The organism is Hymenobacter sp. BRD67 (genome assembly GCF_013256425.1).
Classification (GTDB): domain Bacteria; phylum Bacteroidota; class Bacteroidia; order Cytophagales; family Hymenobacteraceae; genus Hymenobacter.
This window is the reverse complement of the sequence record NZ_CP053904.1, coordinates 474,182-494,548: the sequence shown is the minus strand read 5'-3', so window position 1 is coordinate 494,548 and position 20,367 is coordinate 474,182. Positions and strand designations below refer to the sequence as shown.

Annotated in this window: 17 protein-coding genes and 3 pseudogenes; 1 reads left to right on the top strand and 19 read right to left on the bottom strand. The window is 53.9% G+C overall.

The features are described from left to right. Positions 1-24: 24 nt before the first annotated feature. From GKZ67_RS02270 to GKZ67_RS02225, 11 genes and pseudogenes are all read right to left on the bottom strand, one after another. On the bottom strand, positions 25-1,020 hold the full coding sequence (locus tag GKZ67_RS02270) for an NAD-dependent epimerase/dehydratase family protein (protein WP_173240968.1): 996 nt from the start codon (positions 1,018-1,020) through the stop codon (positions 25-27). A 156-nt stretch (positions 1,021-1,176) separates the two neighbouring features. After that, complete coding sequence (locus tag GKZ67_RS02265) at positions 1,177-2,148, bottom strand: glycosyltransferase family 2 protein (RefSeq protein ID WP_173240967.1); 972 nt, start codon at positions 2,146-2,148, stop codon at positions 1,177-1,179. 103 nt (positions 2,149-2,251) lie between these two features. Beyond that, positions 2,252-2,881 (bottom strand): NeuD/PglB/VioB family sugar acetyltransferase, encoded by a 630-nt coding sequence (locus GKZ67_RS02260; RefSeq protein ID WP_173240966.1) that lies wholly within the window; start codon positions 2,879-2,881, stop codon positions 2,252-2,254. Positions 2,882-2,884: 3 nt separating this feature from the next. Continuing rightward, positions 2,885-3,961 carry a DegT/DnrJ/EryC1/StrS family aminotransferase gene (locus GKZ67_RS02255; RefSeq protein WP_173240965.1) on the bottom strand — a complete coding sequence of 359 codons (1,077 nt, stop codon included), beginning with the start codon at positions 3,959-3,961 and terminating at the stop codon, positions 2,885-2,887. A gap of 33 nt (positions 3,962-3,994) precedes the next feature. Beyond that, a complete protein-coding gene (locus GKZ67_RS22365) occupies positions 3,995-4,216 on the bottom strand; it encodes a hypothetical protein (RefSeq protein ID WP_254245012.1) in 222 nt (73 codons plus the stop codon). A gap of 33 nt (positions 4,217-4,249) precedes the next feature. Then, positions 4,250-4,800, bottom strand: a pseudogene (locus tag GKZ67_RS24930) (ATP-binding cassette domain-containing protein); the annotation flags it as partial. A gap of 1,120 nt (positions 4,801-5,920) precedes the next feature. Beyond that, positions 5,921-7,345, bottom strand: a complete 1,425-nt coding sequence (locus GKZ67_RS02245; RefSeq protein WP_173240964.1) for a hypothetical protein — start codon at positions 7,343-7,345, stop codon at positions 5,921-5,923. Between the two features lie 95 nt (positions 7,346-7,440). After that, a complete protein-coding gene (locus GKZ67_RS02240; protein ID WP_173240963.1) occupies positions 7,441-7,656 on the bottom strand; it encodes a hypothetical protein in 216 nt (71 codons plus the stop codon). A 107-nt stretch (positions 7,657-7,763) separates the two neighbouring features. Beyond that, positions 7,764-8,900 (bottom strand): dTDP-4-amino-4,6-dideoxygalactose transaminase, encoded by a 1,137-nt coding sequence (rffA, locus tag GKZ67_RS02235; protein WP_173240962.1) that lies wholly within the window; start codon positions 8,898-8,900, stop codon positions 7,764-7,766. A gap of 544 nt (positions 8,901-9,444) precedes the next feature. Then, positions 9,445-9,732 carry a hypothetical protein gene (locus tag GKZ67_RS02230; protein WP_173240961.1) on the bottom strand — a complete coding sequence of 96 codons (288 nt, stop codon included), beginning with the start codon at positions 9,730-9,732 and terminating at the stop codon, positions 9,445-9,447. Then, positions 9,729-10,676 (bottom strand): DCC1-like thiol-disulfide oxidoreductase family protein, encoded by a 948-nt coding sequence (locus GKZ67_RS02225; RefSeq protein WP_173240960.1) that lies wholly within the window; start codon positions 10,674-10,676, stop codon positions 9,729-9,731. Before GKZ67_RS02225 ends, GKZ67_RS02230 begins: the two co-directional genes overlap by 4 nt. Before the next feature lie 331 nt (positions 10,677-11,007). On the opposite strand from GKZ67_RS02225, the pseudogene GKZ67_RS24925 reads away from it, so the two are divergent. Beyond that, positions 11,008-11,451: pseudogene (locus tag GKZ67_RS24925) on the top strand (IS1 family transposase). 170 nt (positions 11,452-11,621) lie between these two features. On the opposite strand, the gene GKZ67_RS02210 reads toward GKZ67_RS24925, so the two are convergent. The 8 genes and pseudogenes from GKZ67_RS02210 to GKZ67_RS02175 form a co-directional block, all read right to left on the bottom strand. Continuing rightward, entirely contained in the window at positions 11,622-12,296 is a 675-nt protein-coding gene (locus tag GKZ67_RS02210) for a hypothetical protein (protein ID WP_173240957.1), read from the bottom strand. Further along, positions 12,289-13,227 (bottom strand): glycosyltransferase family 2 protein, encoded by a 939-nt coding sequence (locus tag GKZ67_RS02205; protein ID WP_173240956.1) that lies wholly within the window; start codon positions 13,225-13,227, stop codon positions 12,289-12,291. Before GKZ67_RS02205 ends, GKZ67_RS02210 begins: the two co-directional genes overlap by 8 nt. Next, a complete protein-coding gene (locus tag GKZ67_RS02200) occupies positions 13,227-13,961 on the bottom strand; it encodes a WbqC family protein (protein ID WP_254245011.1) in 735 nt (244 codons plus the stop codon). Before GKZ67_RS02200 ends, GKZ67_RS02205 begins: the two co-directional genes overlap by 1 nt. 527 nt (positions 13,962-14,488) lie before the next feature. Then, a complete protein-coding gene (locus tag GKZ67_RS02195) occupies positions 14,489-15,589 on the bottom strand; it encodes a DegT/DnrJ/EryC1/StrS family aminotransferase (RefSeq protein ID WP_173240955.1) in 1,101 nt (366 codons plus the stop codon). A 227-nt stretch (positions 15,590-15,816) separates the two neighbouring features. Beyond that, entirely contained in the window at positions 15,817-16,428 is a 612-nt protein-coding gene (locus GKZ67_RS02190; RefSeq protein WP_173240954.1) for a hypothetical protein, read from the bottom strand. A gap of 260 nt (positions 16,429-16,688) precedes the next feature. After that, positions 16,689-17,632, bottom strand: a pseudogene (locus GKZ67_RS02185) (UDP-glucuronic acid decarboxylase family protein). Between the two features lie 54 nt (positions 17,633-17,686). Further along, complete coding sequence (locus GKZ67_RS02180; protein ID WP_173240953.1) at positions 17,687-19,027, bottom strand: UDP-glucose dehydrogenase family protein; 1,341 nt, start codon at positions 19,025-19,027, stop codon at positions 17,687-17,689. 7 nt (positions 19,028-19,034) lie between these two features. Next, positions 19,035-20,144, bottom strand: a complete 1,110-nt coding sequence (locus GKZ67_RS02175) for an acyltransferase family protein (RefSeq protein WP_173240952.1) — start codon at positions 20,142-20,144, stop codon at positions 19,035-19,037. Between the last annotated feature and the right edge of the window lie 223 nt (positions 20,145-20,367).

Here is a 20,367-nt window from a genome sequence, read left to right as displayed (position 1 = left end):
ATCCATGTAAGGCCGTATGAGTTGTCAACTTCTACGAATTGGTGCATTGGCAGTTAAGCCAGTCCGGGCAGCGGCCGTTTGGTAGTGCTCTGCGTACCAGGCCCAGGTGCGCGCCAGACCTTCGGCGAAATCCAGACGCGGCCGCCATTGCGTATGCGCAGTCAGTTTTTCGCTGTTGAGTACGTTGAGCGGCACGTCGAAGGGCCGCACGGGCAACACTTGGAGGTGGATGGGGTGGCCCATAGCCGTGGCCAGCGGAGCCAGCACATCCAGTACCTGCCGGTTAGTAAGGCCATGGCCACTGCCGAGGTTGTATACCTGGCCGGGCTGGCCATTGATAAGGGCAGCAACGATGCCTCGGGCCACATCCTGCACGTATAGGTAGTCGCGCACGGTGCCTTCCTCGCCGTACAGGCTCAGTTCGCGCCCGTCTAAGATGGAAGCAATAGCCGTCGCGATAAAGCCCTGGCCCGAATACGTGCGCTGGCCCTCACCAAAAGCGTTGGATGGCCGCACACACACCACCGGCAGGCCCTGCGACTCAAAATACATGTGAGCATATTTTTCAATGGCCAGTTTGGTGATGCCATAGGGCGAAATCGGTTCAGTGAGATGCTCTTCAGTGAGGAAAGGCGCTTTGGTGCGGCCGTAGACGGTCCCGCCCGACGATATCCAGACAAACTTGCGAATTGGTAGCGACGCCGCTAACTCAAACAGCCGCACGGCCGTAGGCAGGTTCACCAGGATGTCGTGTACCGGGTCCTGAAAGCTGGTTTTGGGCACCGTAGCGTAGGCCAGGTCTATCACCTCGTTCACTTTACTCAGCACCTGGCGCAGCAAGTCACCGTCGTTGCCGGTCGGATTGGCTATGTACTCCACGCCTGCCGGTAACGCGGGCACGGGCGTAGCCTCGCGGCCCACCACCACTACCCGGCGGCCTTGCTGCAAAAGCTCGCCAACCACTGCCCGGCCGATAAATCCTGCTCCGCCTATCACGCAAGTAACTGCTACGGAGCCCATAAGAGTACTAGTAGTTAGGGTATCGGACACGGTTAGAAGAGAAAAATACTTTTGAGAATTATTACACGGTCAGCGTTGCAGAGTGTAGTAAATATAAAGCGGTTCTGCCCACTGCCGGGCCAGATTCTGGCAACAGCAGCATGCCTAAACCAACCGCTACTTGCCGGACTGCTGTGGATAAAACCGATTATACAACCCCGGCAGCAAGCTAATAGCCAGCACTTTGAAAGAATTGCTGCGTGGAATCACGCCCACCGACACACGGCTGCGCAACGAGCGTAACAGGTACTTACGGGCTTCGGCGTGGCGCTGCTGCGTGTTCAGGGAGCTAGCCAGGGCCAGGTAGGCATCAGCCGTTTTCACCATAAAGTTGCGGTGCTGCACGTAGTCCAAATGCTCGTCCAGACGAGCATACATCCGTACTAGCCCCAACAGGTAGGCCTCTTTCTTAGCCGTTTGAGACACACCGCCGGAGTTGACACGGTACACGCCCATTTCTTCGTTTAGAAAACCCACCCGCCCAGCTTTGGCCAGCGAAGCAAGTAAGGGCAGGTCAACCACCACCGAATCGTGCACCCAGGCTGGCAATTCCGGCAGCATAGCCCGCCGGTACATCACCGAGCCGGTAGCAATGTGCCAGTCGCGAGTTACCTCGTTCAGGGTGAGTTCAGGCTTTTGAATCTGCGTCATCAGGTGGCTGGCTGGAGGGGTGGCCCCGCCTTCATACAGCACCCGGGCATTATGGAAACACATACTGAAGTCGGGATGCGACTCCATAAACTCAACCTGCTTCTGCAGTTTGTGTGGGTTCGTCCAGTAGTCATCGCCTTCCAGCAGGGCTACGTACTTGCCTAGGCACTGGGCCGCCGTGAACTCCCAATTGTGCGAAACTCCGAGGTTTTTTTCATGAAACAGCGGCCGTATCCGGCTGCCGTAGCGCTGCTGATATTCCGAGATAATGGCACGCGTCCGGTCAGTAGAATCATCTTCACCGATGACAATTTCATACTCGAAATTGACTTCCTGGGTCAGAATGCTATCCAGTGCCGTAGCTACGTAAGCTTCTTGGTTGTAAGTCACCATCATCACGCTCACGAGCGGCGGGTTGTAAGCGATTTCTTGCGGCATGTCAACGGGACAATAAATTTAAAAGTAGCTAAGCTACTTACAAATAGACAGCTGTTTATGAGAAATAAGCTGGCAAACCGCATTGTACCATACAGACCACCGGCTATGACTTGCGCGGGAGAGGCCGCGCCGGCACCCCGGCCACCACTTCATTATCGGCCACGTGGCGGGTAACCACCGCCCCGGCTCCCACCGTGGCCCCCTGCCCAATGATGATGCGCGGCATAACTACGGCTCCAGCGCCCACCTGTGAGTAGTCGCCCACCCGTACGTGGCCCAGTAACTGGGCTCCGGGCGACACCTCGCAGTAACGCCCCACCACCACGTTGTGGTGCAGCGTAGCGCGGGCGTTTATCAGGCTGCCCTCACCCACGTGTACTTCGTTGCTTATCAGTACTCCGTGCATCACATTGAGGCCAGCTTCCAGCACCACCGCGTGCCGCCCCACGCTGGCCGAAGGCGCAACCACGGAATGCAGCTGACCACCCCATTGCCGCACTTGGCCGCCCAGCCGCTCGCGCAGCCGTCCGCCACCGATGCCCAGCGCGGCGCGGGAGTCATGGCGCAGGTGCTGCATGGCTTCGGTAGGTGAGCAGAGCACAGGGTAGCGGCCAAATAGCTGATTAGGCGCGTCGTGGCTGACGTCGTCGTAGAAGTATAAGTCCGTTTCACCGTTATCTTCCAGTACTTGCAGCAGTTCAATGGCGTGGCCTCGGGCACCCAATACTAGCATGACCTAGAGCACTTCATTGATGAGCTGAGCAATCTGCTCAACCTGACTAATTTGCAGGTCATAATACAACGGCAGACACAGCACGCGCCGCGAAATATCTTCCGAAACCGGCGCCTCCTGCGGAACCACATAGCTGAGTGTATTCAGCGATGGGTAGAAATAGCGCCGTGGAGTGATTTCGTGGGCATTCAGATTATCACGCACCTTCAACAACACTTCTTCGGAGGGCAGCACGATGGGATGGTACGAGAAGTTATAGGTCGTGTGGGCCTGAATGGTAGGCCGCACGCATTTTGTGCCATCCAGCAAGGCGTCGTAACGCTCACTCAAGATTCGGCGCTTAGCAATCAGCTCCGGCACTTTGGGCAGCACGCATAGGCCCATAGCGGCGTGCAACTCGGAGCTTTTACCGTTTACCCCTACCCCCCAGAAAGCTTCGGGGCCGTTGTGGCCGAAGTTGCGCATATAGGCAATGCGATGCGCCAGTTCGTCGTCATTGGTGACGATGGCCCCGCCCTCGCACGTATGGAACAGCTTAGTAGCGTGGAAGCTAAGCGTGGAAATATCGCCGTAATTCAGCACCGAGCTATTCTTATACGTCACGCCAAACGCGTGCGCAGCATCATAAATTACTTTCAGGTTGTGACGCTTAGCAATGGCCTCGATTGCTTCCAGGTCACACGGATTACCATAGACGTGGGTGGCCATGATGCCTACTGTGCGCGGCGTGATAGCCGCTTCCAGCAACGCCGGATTGATGCACAGCGTGGCCGGGTCGATGTCAACAAAAATCGGCGTGCAGCCCTCCCACACCAGGCTGGACGTGGTGGCCACATACGAAAACGGCGTGGTCAGTACCTCCCCTTTCAGATCGAGCGCTTTAATGGCAATCTGCAGGGCAATAGTGCCATTATTAACGAAAAAGAGGTGCTTCACGCCCAATTCGTCTTTCAGGCGCTGCTCCAGCTCCACTACCAGCGGACCGGCATTGGTTAGGTATACTCGTTCCCAAATTCCGGTCAGGTATTTAACATAGTCTTCCAGCGGCGGCAGATAGGATTGGGTTACGTTTATCGGCATTGGATTGAGTGTCTTTCGGTACGCTGGTTTAAGTTAAGCCTGCACAATTTGCTGCATCAGGCTTTCATATTGATGCTCAGCAATAACCTTTCCCTGGCTGAGCTCATAAATCCGGTCACACTCGCGCAATGTGGTAATGCGGTGTGCAATAATCAGAATGGTGATGTCGGTTTCAGAGAGCCTATTGATGGCCTCGTTCACCTCGCGCTCGGTTTCATTGTCGAGGGCGCTGGTGGCCTCATCGAGCACCAGCACCTGCGTGCGCTTGTAGAGCGCGCGGGCAATACCTATGCGCTGGCGCTGCCCCCCGAGAGCTTCGAGCCACGCTCGCCGATGTGCGTGTTCAAGCCCTCCGGCAGGCCGGTGATGAAACTGCGCAGCGAAGCCTGCTCCACGGCATAGTCCAGCCGAGCCGTGTCCACGTTGGCATCGCCCAGGGTGATGTTATCCTGAATCGAGGCTTCCATCAGGAAGGTATCCTGCTTCACATAGCCCACAATGCGGTGCCACGCCTCGATGTGCTGCGAAGTGAGCGGCTGGTCATCGATAAGAATGTGGCCCTGCTGCTCGACGTAGAAGCGCAGCAGCACGTTCATCAGCGTGGTTTTGCCGGAGCCGGAACTACCGATGAAGCCGATTTTTTCGCCTTTGCGGATTTCCAGGTTGATACCGCGCAGCGTGGGCGTTTCCACGCCTGGGAAGCTGAAGGTGACGTTGGAGAACGAGAGGCTGCGCTCGAACGACAGCGGCAATTGCTTGGGGTCGGGTCGTTCGCTGTACCTAGGCTCGCGGTAGGTTTCCAGGTTTTCGATGCTGGACTGCGCCTGTTTCACCTGCATCATGGCCGTGAGCATCCGGTTCACGGAAGGCATGAGGCGGTAGGCGGCGGCGGCGAACAGGCCTACCAGCGCAATCAGGCTGTTAGAAGCGCTGGGGACGAAAATGGCGTAGAGAAAGATGGTCAGCACGCCCAAAATGGCCACCATCTCAATCACCTTCAGCGGAAGCAGCGAGTAAAGGTAGCTTTCCGAGTCAAGGGTCTGGAGCTCGCGTTGGTTTTCCAGCAGGCGGTCACGGAAGCGGTACTGCTTGTTGGCCAGCTTCAGCTCAACAAAGCCCGTGAACAAATCACCGATAATGCCATAAGAAATGGGCCGCAGCTCATTGATGCGATTGCCGATGGCCTGCGAGCGGACACGCAGTGCACGGTAGGTGAGCAAGGTAGTGGGCACCAATACAAAAGCCAACAACGCCAATAGTAAGGGCTTGTAAATGAGAATGCTAATTACAATTACCACCACGACCGCCAGTTCCGAAAACAGCACAAACAATGGCCGCACTACCATCGAAACGTAGTAGCGCGGAACTTCCAAGGCGCTGTTAATCAGGTTTGAGGAACCCAGATGATTAAAATCCCAGAAGGGAAAGTGCAGGTACTTGTTGAGCTGCGTTTGAACAATGTTCAGGCCGAGCTTAGTGGTAAAATCGGTCTGCAGGTAGTTGACCCAGGTGGAAAAAAGGTTCTTAATCAGGAAGAAGATAAATACTGCCACAATGAGCATCAGCAGGAAGCTACGCTCCGACTCGAAGTTCATAGCGTGGTAGATGGGCGAAAAAAATTTGCTTTTCTGCACCCCACCGGGCTCAGCGGCCACTACCATTACGGGTACCAGCGACGCCAAGCCGATAACGTCGAGAAACGACGTGACCAGCAGTAAAACGAACATAATAACTGCTCGACGCTTCTCCGACCGGTTCAGGTAATAGCGGATGCTATCGAGTGAATAACCTATAATCCCTTTATTCATACCAGATATCTTTTACACTTTGGCCATTTCCCCAAACTGAGGAAGGGGCCAGAGGTCCACCGCGACTCATACGCGCCTGAACACACAAAGGTAGGGCGCGGGAGCCAGAGGTAGCATTCAGCGCACGGCAGAGCCGTAATGCGAATGAGATTTAATTGGGCTGGGAAACGGCATCCTGCGGCGCATATACTTGTACTTGCCGGTGTTCAGAGTGGTAGCTGCTGAGCACACTACCCACCAAGCGGTAGTTTTCGGGAAAGGCTAGTCCATGCTCATGCAGGCAGGCTTTCAGTTCGTCGCTCAGGGGCTGATTTACCAGAATGCAGGCTTTGCGCAGGGGCTGGGCTGTGAGATCTAAGGCGTGGCAATTGCGCGCGTCATTGCCCGAAAAGTACCAAGCTGCGCCCGGCGATACGCCTCCGCAGAGATATACTAGTCCCGGCAGGTCGTAGAAGGCTAGCAAAGGGTCGCCGGGCCGGAAGCCACCAGCGGCCAGCAGCTTTTCGAGCTGATTAACGAATGCCCCGGTAGCCGGGTCGACCTGCAACCGACCCGTGACCCCGGCAGCGTGCAGTGGCTCAGTCTGTGCCGCCATGGTGGCGGATAGGTTGTAAGGCGTCAGTAACACGCCCCAGATAGTTTGCTCCGCGGCATAGCCGGCGGGGGCCAGAAGTAGGGCGGCCGGCGCCCAGGCGGGCAGCAAGGACAGTCGGACCTGCGAAACCAAAATCAGCAGGAGGCCAAACCATGGGGTCATGTCGACAAGTAGGTTCAGCCGCAAGTCGTTAACGGTACCGAGAGAGGCCAGCATCGGCAGCATGAATAGCCACAACCCCACCGGCCACTGTTGGGCCGGTGGGGCGGGTTCTGTGTGAATCCTAGGCTGAGCAGCTGTGGCAGTGGCAGCTATTACCAGTGCGGTTATTACGACCAGAGCAAAAAATAGCGGCAAGGTCTCTCGTCCATTGGAGAAGGCGTTAGAATACCAGCGCCGTCGTAGGGCTTCCATTAATAAAAAAGTACCTAGCCCCCCTCCTATCGTAAGCACTGCTAGCTGATGCCAGCGGGCCGGCACGCGGCGCGACCACCACCAGGCTAAGCCGGTCAGGGCCAGCACCACCGGCCCGAAGGGGAATGCGAGGAAAGCCAGTGTTTTGCCCGCGCTGCTGATGTATTTGGGCAATAGGTCGGATATGCCATAGCGGCCTTTGGACTGTATCACCACCATTTCCTGCATGAAGTTATGGTACCATACCCCGGAAGGCTCCACCACTACGAAATAGAGCCCGAAACCCAAAGCCAGCCCCAAGCCCAACAGCACCGCCGCCCGCAGCAGCCGCCAGCCGAAACTTCGCCAGTACCAGGCTAGCAGTACCACAGCACCACTAAACAGCAGCGCCGCCGATGATGCTTTCACGAATACATCGAGACCCAGAACCAAACCGATGCCCAACAGCTGCCAGGTGGCCGCGCCAGGGCCGCGCCGCAAGGCCGACAGCACGGCAGCAGCCGACAGCAACAACGACAAGCTGATGACGCCATTATAGGAAATAGAGCGGGGGAAAATGGAAAACACCAGCAGTGAGCCCAGCAGCACAAAGCTTACCACCAAGCCCGGCCGGCTCACCCAGCGCTGAGTCCCCGGGGCCGCGGTGGCCCGCAGCCAAGTGGCTAGGCTAAGGCCAAACACGACTGCCCCAGCACCGCACTCCCCAGCCCCACCGCCCGGGCAGTGAATACTGAGGCATTGGTGAGGCCCAGCAGGCGGGCCGCAATCAGGTGAAAGGTAGAGACGCTGGCTTCGTACTCGGCCGGATAGCGAAAGTTGAGGAGATAGAAGCCCTCATCGGTGATGTCGAAGCCGCGAGGCAAAGCCCATGCCATCACCGCCAATACTGTCAGGGCCAATAGCCCAATCACTGCCTGAACCACCGGCTCAAGCCACCGCGAAGGCGCGCGGCCCTGTTTGCCTGGTGCGTGCATAAGGCCTCAGTTTAGCGCCCTTTATAGAAGCTCAGCACGCCATCAATCACGCGCTTTTGCAGGCTTTCGTTGAGTTCGTGGTAGAGGGGCAGGCGCACGAGACAATCGGTGTAGTGGTCGGACCAGGGCAGCTCACGGCCGTCGTGCTTATCGGCGTAGAATGGGCTTTTGTGCAGCGAGAGGTAGTGGAATACCGGCGAAACTTGCAGTTGGCGCATGTGCGTGATGAGAGCACTGCGTTCGCCCAGGTCGCGGCACACCAGATAAAACATATGGCCGTTATTGGTGGCGTAGTCGGGCACGATAGGGAGCCCCACACCCTGGACCACCAGGGGTTGCAAATAAGTATAATAACGTTCCCATATATCCTTGCGTCGCTGCTGAATTATGTTTAAATTCTCAATTTGAGCCCAGAGAAAGGCGGCTATGATATCGGATGGCAGAAAGCTGGAACCTACTTCAACCCAGCCATATTTATCAACCTCGCCCCGGAAAAACGATGAGCGGTTGGTACCCTTTTCCCTGATAATTTCGGCGCGGTTGGCATACTGCTTGTCGTTTATGGCTAGCATACCTCCCTCGCCCGAGGTAATGTTCTTGGTTTCATGGAAGGAGAAAGCTCCCAGTGCGCCAATTGTGCCTAGTGGCCGGCCTTTATAAAAGCTATCGATGGCTTGAGCCGCATCTTCTACCACGGTTAGGTTATGGCGGGTAGCCACGGCTTGGATGGCATCCATGTCGCACGCAATGCCGGCATAATGCACTGGCACAATGGCCCGGGTACGCGGCGTCACGAGGCTTTCGAGCGTCGTCACGTCCATGTTGGGGTTCTCGGCCGTGCTGTCGGCAAACACGATTTTGGCCCCGCGCAGCACGAAGGCGTTGGGTGTGCTCACAAACGTGTAGGAGGGCATTATTACTTCATCACCAGGCTGCAAATCGAGCAACAGCGCCGCCAGCTCCAGGGCATCGGTGCAGGAAGTCGTCAACAGCACCTTCTGAAACCCTAGCTGCTGCTCAAAAAACGTGTGGCAGCGCTTAGTGAAGATACCGTCGCCGGAAATCTTACCCGAGCGCACGGCTTCTTCGATGTAACAGGCTTCGTTCCCAGAAAGATAGGGCTTGTTGAAAGGGATGGCGTATTGCATTAGCTAAGCTTGAATTGGGACGAAGTTACGCCCGTACTTTTAAACAGTCGGAAAAAGCACACTAACCGAAGGGGTTGACCCAATACATGTTTTCCCGTTAGAATGTGCTGGGCAAACATCCGAAAAAGACATCCCAGCTGCAAGGCTGAGAGGTCTTTTGAGATTTGGACAAGGAAAAGATGCACAGCCTGGGTTTGTGCTTTCACTCACTTAAAAGAATGAATTGGCTTAAGTGATGTACTGAACACCTTATTCTTCCATTCTACTGTCCCCGCGTCCTGCCAGGGCTGCGCCATCTGTTCCGATAAAAAACCGGTTGCCAATCATGGATGCTGGCGATGTGCTTCACCTTCACCTGAAAACGGCAATTCGTCAGGTCAACCCCATGCTTACCAGCCCAAAATGCCGTATAGTCCCGGATGCCCTTTTCTAAACTAGCCTGTTGCGGCTGGGGCCCCACAACGAGAAAAGCCCATTTACACCACAGTGGGCCGTACTGATATGGCCCGGGCTGCCCCGTCTCACGGGTGATTGGCAAAAACTGTTACTTGCCAGCAGCGTCCGTGTAGGTAACAGCGACAATGCGGGTATAATCGGCAAAATGCTCGTCGAGGAATACGCCGTGGTTGGTGATGCCAAAAAACGTGCGGGAAAACTCGCCGCTCAACCCGGCCAGGTGCCCAAATATGCGACCTGCGCGGGTGTCTTCCAAACCCGATTTCGTTCGTAATAGCCGTACTACCGGGGTGTTGTAAGATGCCAGGCACTGAAGCAGCACCAGCAGCGCCAAGCCCAGGCCAACGAACCCAATTTTCAACTGTTGAAGCGTCATGCCCTCCAGAATCTTGAATTCTTCGTCGGAGGGGGCAGCACCGGGGCTACGTAGCCACAATTATCCTCCGTGCAGCGCTCAGTGGTGCGGTTGCGGGCAATGAAGCCATATACCGCCTTGCCTAGGTGATAGATGCCGGGCGTATGGATAAGCCAGCTGATTGGCTTGAGGTATGGAATGGCATTGAAGACCTGCGCATACGTATCAATTCCACTGTAGACGTGGCCGCGGCGGTCTACGCTGTGTATATCATCAAGTAGCGCATCTTGGGAGAGGCCCGCCAACGCGGGCTCCTGCTCGGCGTAAAACTGCACGCTGCGAAACCGTACGGCCTGGCCCAAGTCCAGGTGTTCGATGACGAGACGAGTACGGGCACATAGCGGGCACTCGGCATCGAAATAGAAGGTAAGCTTTTCCTGGCCCGGCGTGGCCCCGAACAGCCGACGCCAGAAGCCTACCGGTACCATGAGCAAGTAGAGACTACCGAAACCAATGGCAAACAAGGGAATCGGGAATTCCAGCAGAATGCCCAAGTGCAGGCCAATCCCGATAACCATCAAAATGGCCCGGTACCGCCGAAATGGAAACAGGAAGAGGAAAAGAAACTCGAAGACGATGGAGAGGTAGCCCATGAATTTGACAAGCACCTCGCTGTTGAGGAGCGCCGAGGTATTAGCGTGCGTGACGAAGGGCAGCGACGCCGGCACCCACATGCCAAGCCCTTTGAGCCAGAGCGGGGAGGTAAGCTTATACAGCGTGCTATCGAAATACACGAAGGCAATGCCCACGATAACGGGCCCATAGTAGGCCAGCTGGCTCACGGTGCGGGCGGGCATGTACCGAAAGCGGGTGTTCGAATACTTGAGCTTGAGTAGCAGCCGGTCTACCGACAAGCACTGCGCTACTGGCAGGAACATCAACAGGAAGGCCAGACACTGATACACATAAAACATGTGGGCGGTGGTCTATTATAGGGTGTTTTCCGTATAAGGCTGATGGTCACAACAATTCATTATTGTGCAAAATGCACCAGCGACCAACTTCGCCGCAACGGTAGCAAGCAAGGGCAGCCGAAATACCAGTGCAAAGCCTGCGGCTACCAAGGGCTGTTCGTGCCGGCTGCTGTTCGCAAAGCTGCCCAATACGCGCAGGTCGATGCCCTATTGCTAGAGCGCAATTCGCAACGCAGCATTGCGCGGGTAACTGGCGTAGCACGCAGGACGATTGCCAAGCGGATAAAAAAAAGCAGTCCTGCCAGCGCCGCCACTGCCTCGCTTGCGGCCTAAAAAGGCGCAGAAAAAACGGTGGGAAGCCCTGGAATTAGATGAGAGGTGGACGTTTGTAGGGTGTAAGAGGCGAAAGGTCTGGCTGTGGCTAGTCGTAGAACGTGCTAGCCGGCGTATTGTCGGCTGGACGTTGGGTAGCCGGGGCGAAGCCCCACTGCGACGCTTGTGGGCAGCCTTGCCACGGCGCTACCGCCGCCCCTGTTGGTAGTTCACGGACCTCTGGAAAGCCTACGCCAAGGTGTTGCCCCGCTGGCAACACCGACCCTGCCCAAAAGGCGAAGGGCAAACTAGCATCGTCGAAGCCCTCAACTGTTCGCTCCGCCAGCGCTGTGGCGTATTGGGGCGAAAGTCCTGTTCTTTCAGCAAGTCGCTCGCTATGCACACGGCGCGCATTAAACTCGTCATTGATAATTATAACCTCACCCTCAAATAGACCACCGCCACTTTGGCTTGCCGCTGCGGCACGCTGGTTAGCTTATTCATAAGTAGTAATTAACATCAGCAGTAATTAATAGACGCTACGTAACCTCTGCGCTGATTTGCTGAAAACGCTATTTTCATCGTAGCACCAGCTTCATTTTGAAGCGTAAGGTGTGCGTAACATTAGTTGTCAATGGAAGGCTTTTTTTTAGCCGGAGTGCCTATGTAGGTGCCAGGTGTAGTGAGGTGGTGCACAACGGTTGCTCCCCCACCCGTCCGAATATCCTCTTCCAGTCTGAGATTATCGATAACAATGGTGCCGATGCCCAGAAAACACCGGTGCTGCACAGTCACATGCCCAGCCAAACGCACTGCAGGGGCCAGAAATGAATGTCCCACCAGCGTAGTATCGTGGGCTACTACACAACCCGGATACAAAAAAGTGTTCGGGCCGAGATGCACGTTCAAATCCAGCACACAGCCTGGCGACACGAAACAGCCAGGTTCTACTACCGCGCTGTGGTCGACGTAGGCGGCTGGGTGCACAAAGGAGGCAAAGGGAACGTGCGCTACCAGCCGCTCAAATAGCTGCTGCCTGACGGCGAGGTGATTGTAGCCAATACCCATGAGCAGCGCATCGAATGTGCCCGACGCAAATGCGGCCTCAATAGCCTCGATGCGGCCCAGCACCGGGCCGTGAACAGTGATGGTAGCCGGAGCCGCAAAATCGTCGAAAAAACCGGCCACGGCCCACCCAGCTGTTTGCTGCAGATGCTGCGCTACCTGCTGCCCCAGGCTGCCGGCCCCGATAACGGCCACCCGAACTTCGGCGCTGGATATGAGGTCTGGCTTATCCATTGTTGGTTTCAGCCTCGACAAATATGGGGCGACGGGTTGTTTTCAGATTGATGCGGTGAATGTATTCACCTAAAATGCCCATCCCTAACAAGATGATGCCCACCCCGAAGCCCAGCAAAATGGCCAGCGTAGGGAAGCCCGCGCTCAAGTCGTTAAAAATCAGCTTACGGAACAGTACATAAAGCGTGTAGCACGTAGTCAGGAAGAATATTCCCACCGAAGTCAGCGAAAATATCCGAACCGGCAAATCGGAAAACGTAACGAAAATATTGATGGAGTGCTCAATAAGCTTGCCTACGGTGTAGGAACTTTGGCCGGCAGCCCGCTCGCCGTGCGTTACCACTACGCTGGCCACGTTATTGGTTATCCAGGTGAGGTAACCGTCCAGAAACGTGTAGGAGTTGCGCATTTCCAGGCAGTGCCGGGCAATACTGGTCCGAATGAGTCGAAAGGCAGTGTAGTCTGGGTGCAGGTCGGGAATGCTGGCACGCAGCAGCTTTTTGAGCAGCGTGGAAGTGACGTTGCGAAAGCCCGAGTGCTGCAGCGTTTCATACTTGCCATACACCACATCGAAGTTACCGCTGGCCTGGGCTGCAATCAGCCGGCCGATATCGGCGGGGCTATGCTGCAGGTCTTCGTCCATGGTAACGATGAACTGGCCCCGGACGTGAGCAAAGCCACATATAAGGGCATTGTGCTGGCCAAAATTCCGGGTCAGGCGCACGATTTTTACTAGGTCGTCGCCCATTTCCCGTTGCAATGTTTGCATTACCTCCCACGACTGGTCGGGGCCACAATCGTTCACGAAAATAAGCTCATAGGACAGCCCGGCGCTCCGAAAGTATGTGTCAATCTGGTGAGCCAATGGTCGGATAGTGTCCTGCCCCCGGTACGTAGGCACGACCACCGAGTATTGCGGCACAATAGCCATCACAACGCGGGCGCCGCAGCCTGCGGCGCAAAGGTTTTCATGTATTGAGGCGCAGCAGGGCCGGTATTAAATAACAGGTCTAGTACCGTCACTCCATGCTCGAAAGGTGCGGGGCCTACTTGGCGGTATTCCGGGTAGCCACTATAATCCATCCAGTTAACCTCGATGCCTGCCTGGTCAAACAAGGCCGTATCCAAGTAGCCCTGAGCAGCTGGTCCTGAAAGGTAGCTGGTACCACCGGAATCGCGCACAAGTTGTACCAGTCGCTCCGTTTTGCCTTCGATGAGCTTGTAATCCGTCGACCAGCTAAGCTTTGTTGTAATACCAAGCCAGCCACATATAGCCCGAATAAAAGCGGCGTTTATCTGGCTCAGATTAGTGAATTCGGGCGTATTATAAACAGCTTCCAACTCAGCCTTATAATCCGCGAAGTAAGGCGCTTTCGCATATGTCTGTGCCAACGTACGCCAGTGCTTAACAGCCCATTTATGGTCAAAAACTTCGGTTTCGTTGATCTTTTGATGCAAATGCTCCTGCCGTACTGCAACCGTAAGCCAAGCAGTTCCTTGCGGAGTCTTGATTTTATTTCGGTTACGCCAATCGTTCTTCGTATACTGCATTTCGTCGTAGAATATGAATTCATCGACTGCATTAATCATATCAAAGTAGCCTTTCCAAGGAATATAATTCGACTGGAGAATGGCAACTTTTTTGGGAATGGTTAGCTCGGACAAAGTAGGAACAGATTGGTATAACGCAGGCAAAGTTAGGCAGAAATGCAATGTTATAGCCGGTAGTAATGCAATGAAGATGTCGCATTAAACAATCAACTCACTTAAGCGTCAGGCAATCAGCAAAACGTTAATCCTAATGAATATATTAAAAAAATATATATGTTAATATTTTGTCAATCTACGCATATATAGTACACTGCACAACGGCCTATTATGAGCCACACCCGGCTCTCGCTACACGTATTCGCCAACCAAACCCAGCGATATCATCTGAAAAGCCGACACAAATAGTATCACCGCTATGGGCATAATCCAGCCGGCGAACTTATCAGATAGGTGACCTGATAACCTACTCTCTCAAAAGCAAATCAAGTTAAAGTAGTAAAATCAGGCACTTGCCATACTTCCTGCACAGCCAACACTATATTTCGCATCCGGCAGCTGCATAGCTTCTAAGCTATTCGCATCATCTGCTGGCAAGCTTAACTGAATGCGTTTAGTCAGAGAAGACATCAATCGTAGTAGCATCAATAAAAGTACCTGATTGTTTCTGCTATTACTATAACCTGCGCCTCCGTCATACCCGGCCACAGTGGTAAACTCAGGCAGGTTGCAGCCAGTTCTTCGGCTACCGGCAGCGCTCCAACAGGTAGGCCCAGGTGAGCATAGGCAGGCTGTAAGTGCGGAGGCACCGGATAATGTACTAGAGTTTCGATGCCGGCTGCCGCTAAGTGTTGTCGCAGGGCATCGCGCCCAGAAGTATGTACTACATAGAGATGCCAGACCGGTTCGGCTCCGGTAGCCACAAATGGCAGACGTAGACCAGGAATGTCGGCTAAGTATTTGGAGTACCAAGCGGCCAACTCACAGCGCTGCCGGTTCCACTCACTCAGGTAGCGCAGCTTCACGCGCAGCACGGCGGCCTGTAGCTCGTCTAAGCGAGAATTATAGCCGATAGTTTCGCTAACGTACCGCCGCTCGGTACCATAGTTACGTAGCCGCCGTACCGCGTGAGCCAGCGTGGCATCGTTGGTGGTTACGGCTCCGCCATCGCCCAAAGCCCCTAAATTTTTACTTGGATAGAAGCTCGTGGCATTCACCTGCCCGAAACTACCCGTGAGTTGCCCCTGCCAGGTAGCACCCTGGGCCTGCGCATTATCTTCTACTATCCACAAGCCATAGCGGGTAGCCACATCCAAGATAGCCGACATCTCGCAGGGCTGCCCGTACAGGTGTACCGGCACGATGCCTCGTGTGCGCGGCGTGATAGCTGCCGCCAGTCGGGCTGGGTCAAGGTTGCTGGTGCGCGGGTCTGGCTCTACAGGCACCGGTACCCCACCAGCCTGCGTTATGGCCAGCCAGGTGGCGATGTAGGTGTTGCTTGGCACAAGCACCTCATCACCCGGCCGCACGCCCAATGCTCGCATCGACAGATGTAGCGCATCCAGTCCGTTGCCTACCCCTATTGCATGTACTACCCCACCCGCCTGGCTATACTCCTGCTCAAAAGCTGCCACCTGCTCACCCAGCACAAACCACTGCCGGTCGTACACTTCAGTTATCGCCGCCAGCACCTCAGCGCGGATGGCCTCATGCTGGCCCGCTAAAGACAAAAACGGAATGTGCATAAGAATCAGAAGTAGCTACTTGGCCGCAAAGCTACTCTCGCTGTTGCTCACTCGACATTCGCTGGCTTCGACCAGAATAAGAGTTAGCATAGCCTTACAGCCAGTTAAGTAGCACCTTTCCGGCATCCAGCACCATACCTGAGTCCAGATAAGCATAAGCTGCCTATAGGCTGGCTATAGGCTTTAGTGAGTTCGCTCCGTCTTACTCGGCCAGGCACAAATTTATACTATCCCAGGTTAAGTATATAGTCACCCTCGTTGCCGGGGCGGTCAATAGCCACCGCTCGTAGCTGCCTGGCCGCCCCTGTTGGGTGCGCCTGCCCGGTGACGTAGTGCCACCAGTCGTCACCCACTGCCTCGGCCGTTCCCTCTTCCAGCACTTGCCCAGCCTCATTCAGTATCTGCACTCGCACCGCCACTACTCCGAATGGGTCTTGAGCCCGTATCCGTAGTTGTACGCTACCCTGCCCCCGGTATTGTTCTGCCTCTACGGCCAGCACCAGCGGCGGTTTTGTATAGTCGGCCAGTGCCATGCTGTACACGCTGCCAAAGCTACCGGGGCGCACGTGCGGCTGGTAATAGGCCCGCCCCTCGGCGCTGGCCTGCTGCGCCTTGCCGTAGGCCACTGCTTCCCGAAACGTACCCTGTCGCCACTGCTGCTGGGCTACGCTGCCCGACCGCTTCACGAGTACCGGGGCCAACTGCGCATAGGTTTGCCCATCGGCCATAGTGCGAAACACCAGGTTGCCAATGCGCCCGCTAAGACTCGCAATACCCCTCCCCGCTTCCAGCTTGACCCGCGCCATTCTGCATCTTCCGCCCTTGTAGGCGTACTTCATATGCAATATAGTACCCGCCTGCTTTTTGGGTTAGCGTCGGCGGATTCCAGCGTGCTGTTAGATAGCTATATTCTCCGTTAAAAAAACAGCCCGCCCCGAGTAGACTCGGCGACAGGCTGTTTTGAAGCGGTTTCGAGGTCGGTGTACGTAATCTTGATAGCCCACTTTCCTCTCCTTTTCGGAGAGGCGTTGGGGGAGGCGCTTTGCTTAGTACGACCTCACACGCAGATTACAAACTGTTACCCAATAGCGCAGTAGCACTACCCCACATGTTCTTTAAAATACTCCAGCGTCCGGCGTAGCCCCTCAGCCCGGCCTACTTTCGGCTCCCAGCCCAAAATTTCCTTAGCCAACGTAATATCGGGCTTGCGCTTCATCGGGTCGTTTTCGGGCAAAGCCTGATACGTTGGCTTAAACTCGACGCCGGTAAGACGGGCAATTTCTTCGCCGAATTCCTTGATAGTTATTTCGTCGGGGTTACCAATGTTAACAGGCAAAGCATAATCGCTGAGCAGCAAGCGGTAAATGCCCTCCACCAAATCATCAACATAGCAGAAGGAGCGCGTTTGGGAGCCATCGCCGAATACCGTCAGGTTCTCACCGCGCAGGGCTTGCGAGAGGAAGGCCGGCAGCACGCGGCCATCGTCGAGGCGCATGCGGGGCCGTAGGTATTGAAGATGCGAATAATGCGTGTTTCCAGTCCGTGATGCGTATGGTAAGCCATGGTGATGGCTTCCTGAAAGCGCTTGGCTTCGTCGTAGCAGCCACGCGGCCCTACGGGGTTTACATTGCCAAAATAGGTTTCTACCTGTGGGTGGACTTCCGGGTCGCCATACACCTCCGAGGTGCTGGCAATCAGCATTCGGGCGCCTTTCACGCGGGCCAGCCCCAGCAGATTATGGGTACCCAAGGAGCCCACTTTCAGTGTCTGAATCGGGATTTTTAAGTAGTCAATCGGCGAAGCTGGCGAGGCAAAATGCAGTATATAGTCCAGTTTCCCCGGCACGAACACAAACTTGCTCACGTCGTGGTGGTGAAACTCGAAGTCCTCGCGCTTGAAAAGATGCTCGATGTTGGACAAATCCCCGGTAATCAGGTTGTCCATTGCTATCACATGATAACCTTCAGCCAAAAACCGGTCGCATAGGTGTGAGCCCAGGAAACCAGCGCCGCCGGTAATAAGAACGCGTTTTTTGTCAGACATAGGGAAAGCTGGATGCTATACTGCGCGGGCAACGCATGACTAAAAGTTGATAAACTAGGAAGCAGGCTCTTTATGGTAGGTTTTTACGCCAATGCAGTGGTAAGCGAAGCCAGCTTCTTTCATCTCGACCGGGTCGTAGATATTGCGGCCATCGAAAATCACTTTTTGCTTCAGCAGCCGACCAACCACCTCGAAAGAGGGCGAACGGAACTCGGGCCACTCCGTCACAACCAGTAGCGCATCGGCATCTACCAGGGCCTCAAACTGGTCTTTAGCGTAAGCGATGGTGTCACCCAGCGTGTGCTTGGCTTCGTTGACAGCCACCGGGTCGTAGGCCGAAACGGTGGCACCTTCAGCCAGCAGCTTTTCAATAATCACCAACGACGGGGCTTCGCGCATGTCATCGGTCTTGGGCTTGAAGGACAAGCCCCAGATAGCGAATTTCTTGCCTTTGAGGTCGTTGCCAAAGTGCTTTTTCACTTTGTTGAACAACACCTCTTTCTGGGCCTCGTTCACACCTTCCACCGCTTGCAGTACCTGCATCTGGTAGCCGTTTTCCTGAGCCGTCTTAATGAGGGCCTTCACATCTTTCGGGAAGCAGGAGCCGCCGTAACCGATGCCCGGATAAATAAACTTAGTACCGATGCGGGCATCGGAGCCTATTCCCTGACGCACTTTGTTTACGTCGGCCCCCATAATTTCGCAGAGGTTGGCAATATCGTTCATAAACGATATTTTAGTTGCCAACATAGAGTTTGCTGCATATTTAGTCATCTCGGCCGACGGAATATCCATGAAGATAATCGGGTGGCCGTTGAGCAGGAAGGGCTTGTAGAGGCGACGCATTACCTCCTCGGCCCGCTCAGAGCTAACGCCGACCACAATACGGTCGGGCTTGAGAAAGTCGTCGATGGCAGCGCCTTCCTTCAGAAACTCAGGGTTGGAAGCTACGTCAAACTCTATGGCTGTACCGCGCTTGCTCAGTGCCTGCTCAATCTCGGCACGCACTTTGGCCGCCGTACCAACGGGTACTGTGCTCTTCGTCACAATAACACCGTAGTTACTCATGCTTTCACCAATGCCCCGCGCTACTGCCAGCACGTATTTCAGGTCGGCCGAGCCGTCTTCACCGGGAGGCGTGCCTACGGCAATAAACGCTACATCGGCGCCTTTAATGCTCTCAGCCAAGGAGGTAGAGAAATGTAGGCGGCCCGCTTTCACATTGCGGGAAACCATTTCTTCCAAACCCGGCTCATAAATGGGCAGAATGCCTTGATGAAGGTTGTTGATTTTTTTCTGGTCAATATCGATGCACGTAACATCAATGCCGACTTCGGCAAAACAAGTGCCCGTAACCAGTCCGACGTACCCGGTACCTACAACTGCTATTTTCATGTTGAATTTAAGGTTGTCTGACAATCAAGGTGTTTCGCTTGTTTAACTTAGACATCAGCCATTTGTGCGAGGGTACTTCCACAACATGATGAAGCAGGATTGCTACTAAAGTTGTAGCCAGAAATGTTGCAAAACCATACCACCAAAAGAGGGGTAAGTTTTTTCCTAAACGTATGTCTTGAATCATGAAAAAGGGCAACTGGGCCAAGTAGAAGCAATAGCTTATGCGCCCAGCATATTCTGCCACAGGATGAGTGAGTAAGCGTAAGAATTTTGTTTTATCAATATCTACTAATGCCGCAAGCAGACAAATGATAGCAGGAACAATCAGCCAATTATGGGCGACAAAACCAAGAAGTCTTGGCCCTGCTCCTGCAATGTATGTCCCTGCAATGCCGACCATAACTAATGCCTGCCACTCTGTAGTACGCCATTGAAAACGGAATACTAACAAACCAGAAATCATGCCAGCAATAAATTCGGAGCACCGAAATAGCGGATGATTATACATAAGCGAATAACTTACATAAGCTGGCCATAATCGATAAGCAAAACCTCCAAATGTGCCAGCGAGAATAACTACCGTTAACAATATCCATAAGATAGGCTGCCGCGAAATACGTAGCAGTAGTGGCAGCAAAAAAGGAAAGAATAGATAAAAGAAAATTTCGCTAGAAACCGACCACCCCCCGCTCCCGTACCAGCTCATTGATATCGCAGGAAAAACAGCCTCTGTCATAGTCAAATCAGCCACCATAGTAAGGGGTGCCGTCGGCGTAGTTGTCCCTTCCAGAGATATCAAAGAGGCAAATACAAATAATCCTGCTAAATAGACAGGATAAATACGTGCCAGCCTTTTGCAAAAAAAAACCAATATGTATTTTGGAGTTTGAATCTGCGCATTAGGGAAATCCTTTAAGTGACTGTATGTAAGAAGGAAACCCGAGAGTACAAAAAATACTGTTACGCCTAAAGCACCATGGCTTACAATGTTATAAACAGGCCATGGTAGAAACAACATTTTTGTTCTCATATTTACATGAAATATGAATACTAAAAATGCAGCCACAAACCTTAATCCAGTAAGTGCTTTAAGTTCTATTTTTATTTTTTGCATAACATAAATTTTTTAATTAATTATATATTTTATAGAATTAATTAAACTGTCTAAATATTTTAAGTTACTTAAAAGGCAGTTACTTGATAGATTCAAAATCTATAAAAACAGTCTTCGTTACATTTTTAACCAAAATTATCGTAAATATTTTATAATTTTTATTTTTAAATCTTAAGCTAAATTTTTTTCCTCAAATCTGCTTCTTTTATCCTACTAAACAGGT

Excerpts from the sequence above, each read along its gene's own strand:
- GKZ67_RS02270 (WP_173240968.1), bottom strand. The coding sequence starts at position 1,020 with ATGGGCTCCGTAGCAGTTACTTGCGTGATAGGCGGAGCAGGATTTATC.
- GKZ67_RS02265 (WP_173240967.1), bottom strand. The coding sequence starts at position 2,148 with ATGCCGCAAGAAATCGCTTACAACCCGCCGCTCGTGAGCGTGATGATG.
- GKZ67_RS02260 (WP_173240966.1), bottom strand. The coding sequence starts at position 2,881 with ATGCTAGTATTGGGTGCCCGAGGCCACGCCATTGAACTGCTGCAAGTA.
- GKZ67_RS02255 (WP_173240965.1), bottom strand. The coding sequence starts at position 3,961 with ATGCCGATAAACGTAACCCAATCCTATCTGCCGCCGCTGGAAGACTAT.
- rffA (WP_173240962.1), bottom strand. The coding sequence starts at position 8,900 with ATGCAATACGCCATCCCTTTCAACAAGCCCTATCTTTCTGGGAACGAA.
- GKZ67_RS02230 (WP_173240961.1), bottom strand. The coding sequence starts at position 9,732 with ATGACGCTTCAACAGTTGAAAATTGGGTTCGTTGGCCTGGGCTTGGCG.
- GKZ67_RS02210 (WP_173240957.1), bottom strand. The coding sequence starts at position 12,296 with ATGGATAAGCCAGACCTCATATCCAGCGCCGAAGTTCGGGTGGCCGTT.
- GKZ67_RS02205 (WP_173240956.1), bottom strand. The coding sequence starts at position 13,227 with ATGGCTATTGTGCCGCAATACTCGGTGGTCGTGCCTACGTACCGGGGG.
- GKZ67_RS02195 (WP_173240955.1), bottom strand. The coding sequence starts at position 15,589 with ATGCACATTCCGTTTTTGTCTTTAGCGGGCCAGCATGAGGCCATCCGC.
- GKZ67_RS02190 (WP_173240954.1), bottom strand. The coding sequence starts at position 16,428 with ATGAAGTACGCCTACAAGGGCGGAAGATGCAGAATGGCGCGGGTCAAG.
- GKZ67_RS02180 (WP_173240953.1), bottom strand. The coding sequence starts at position 19,027 with ATGAAAATAGCAGTTGTAGGTACCGGGTACGTCGGACTGGTTACGGGC.
- GKZ67_RS02175 (WP_173240952.1), bottom strand. The coding sequence starts at position 20,144 with ATGCAAAAAATAAAAATAGAACTTAAAGCACTTACTGGATTAAGGTTT.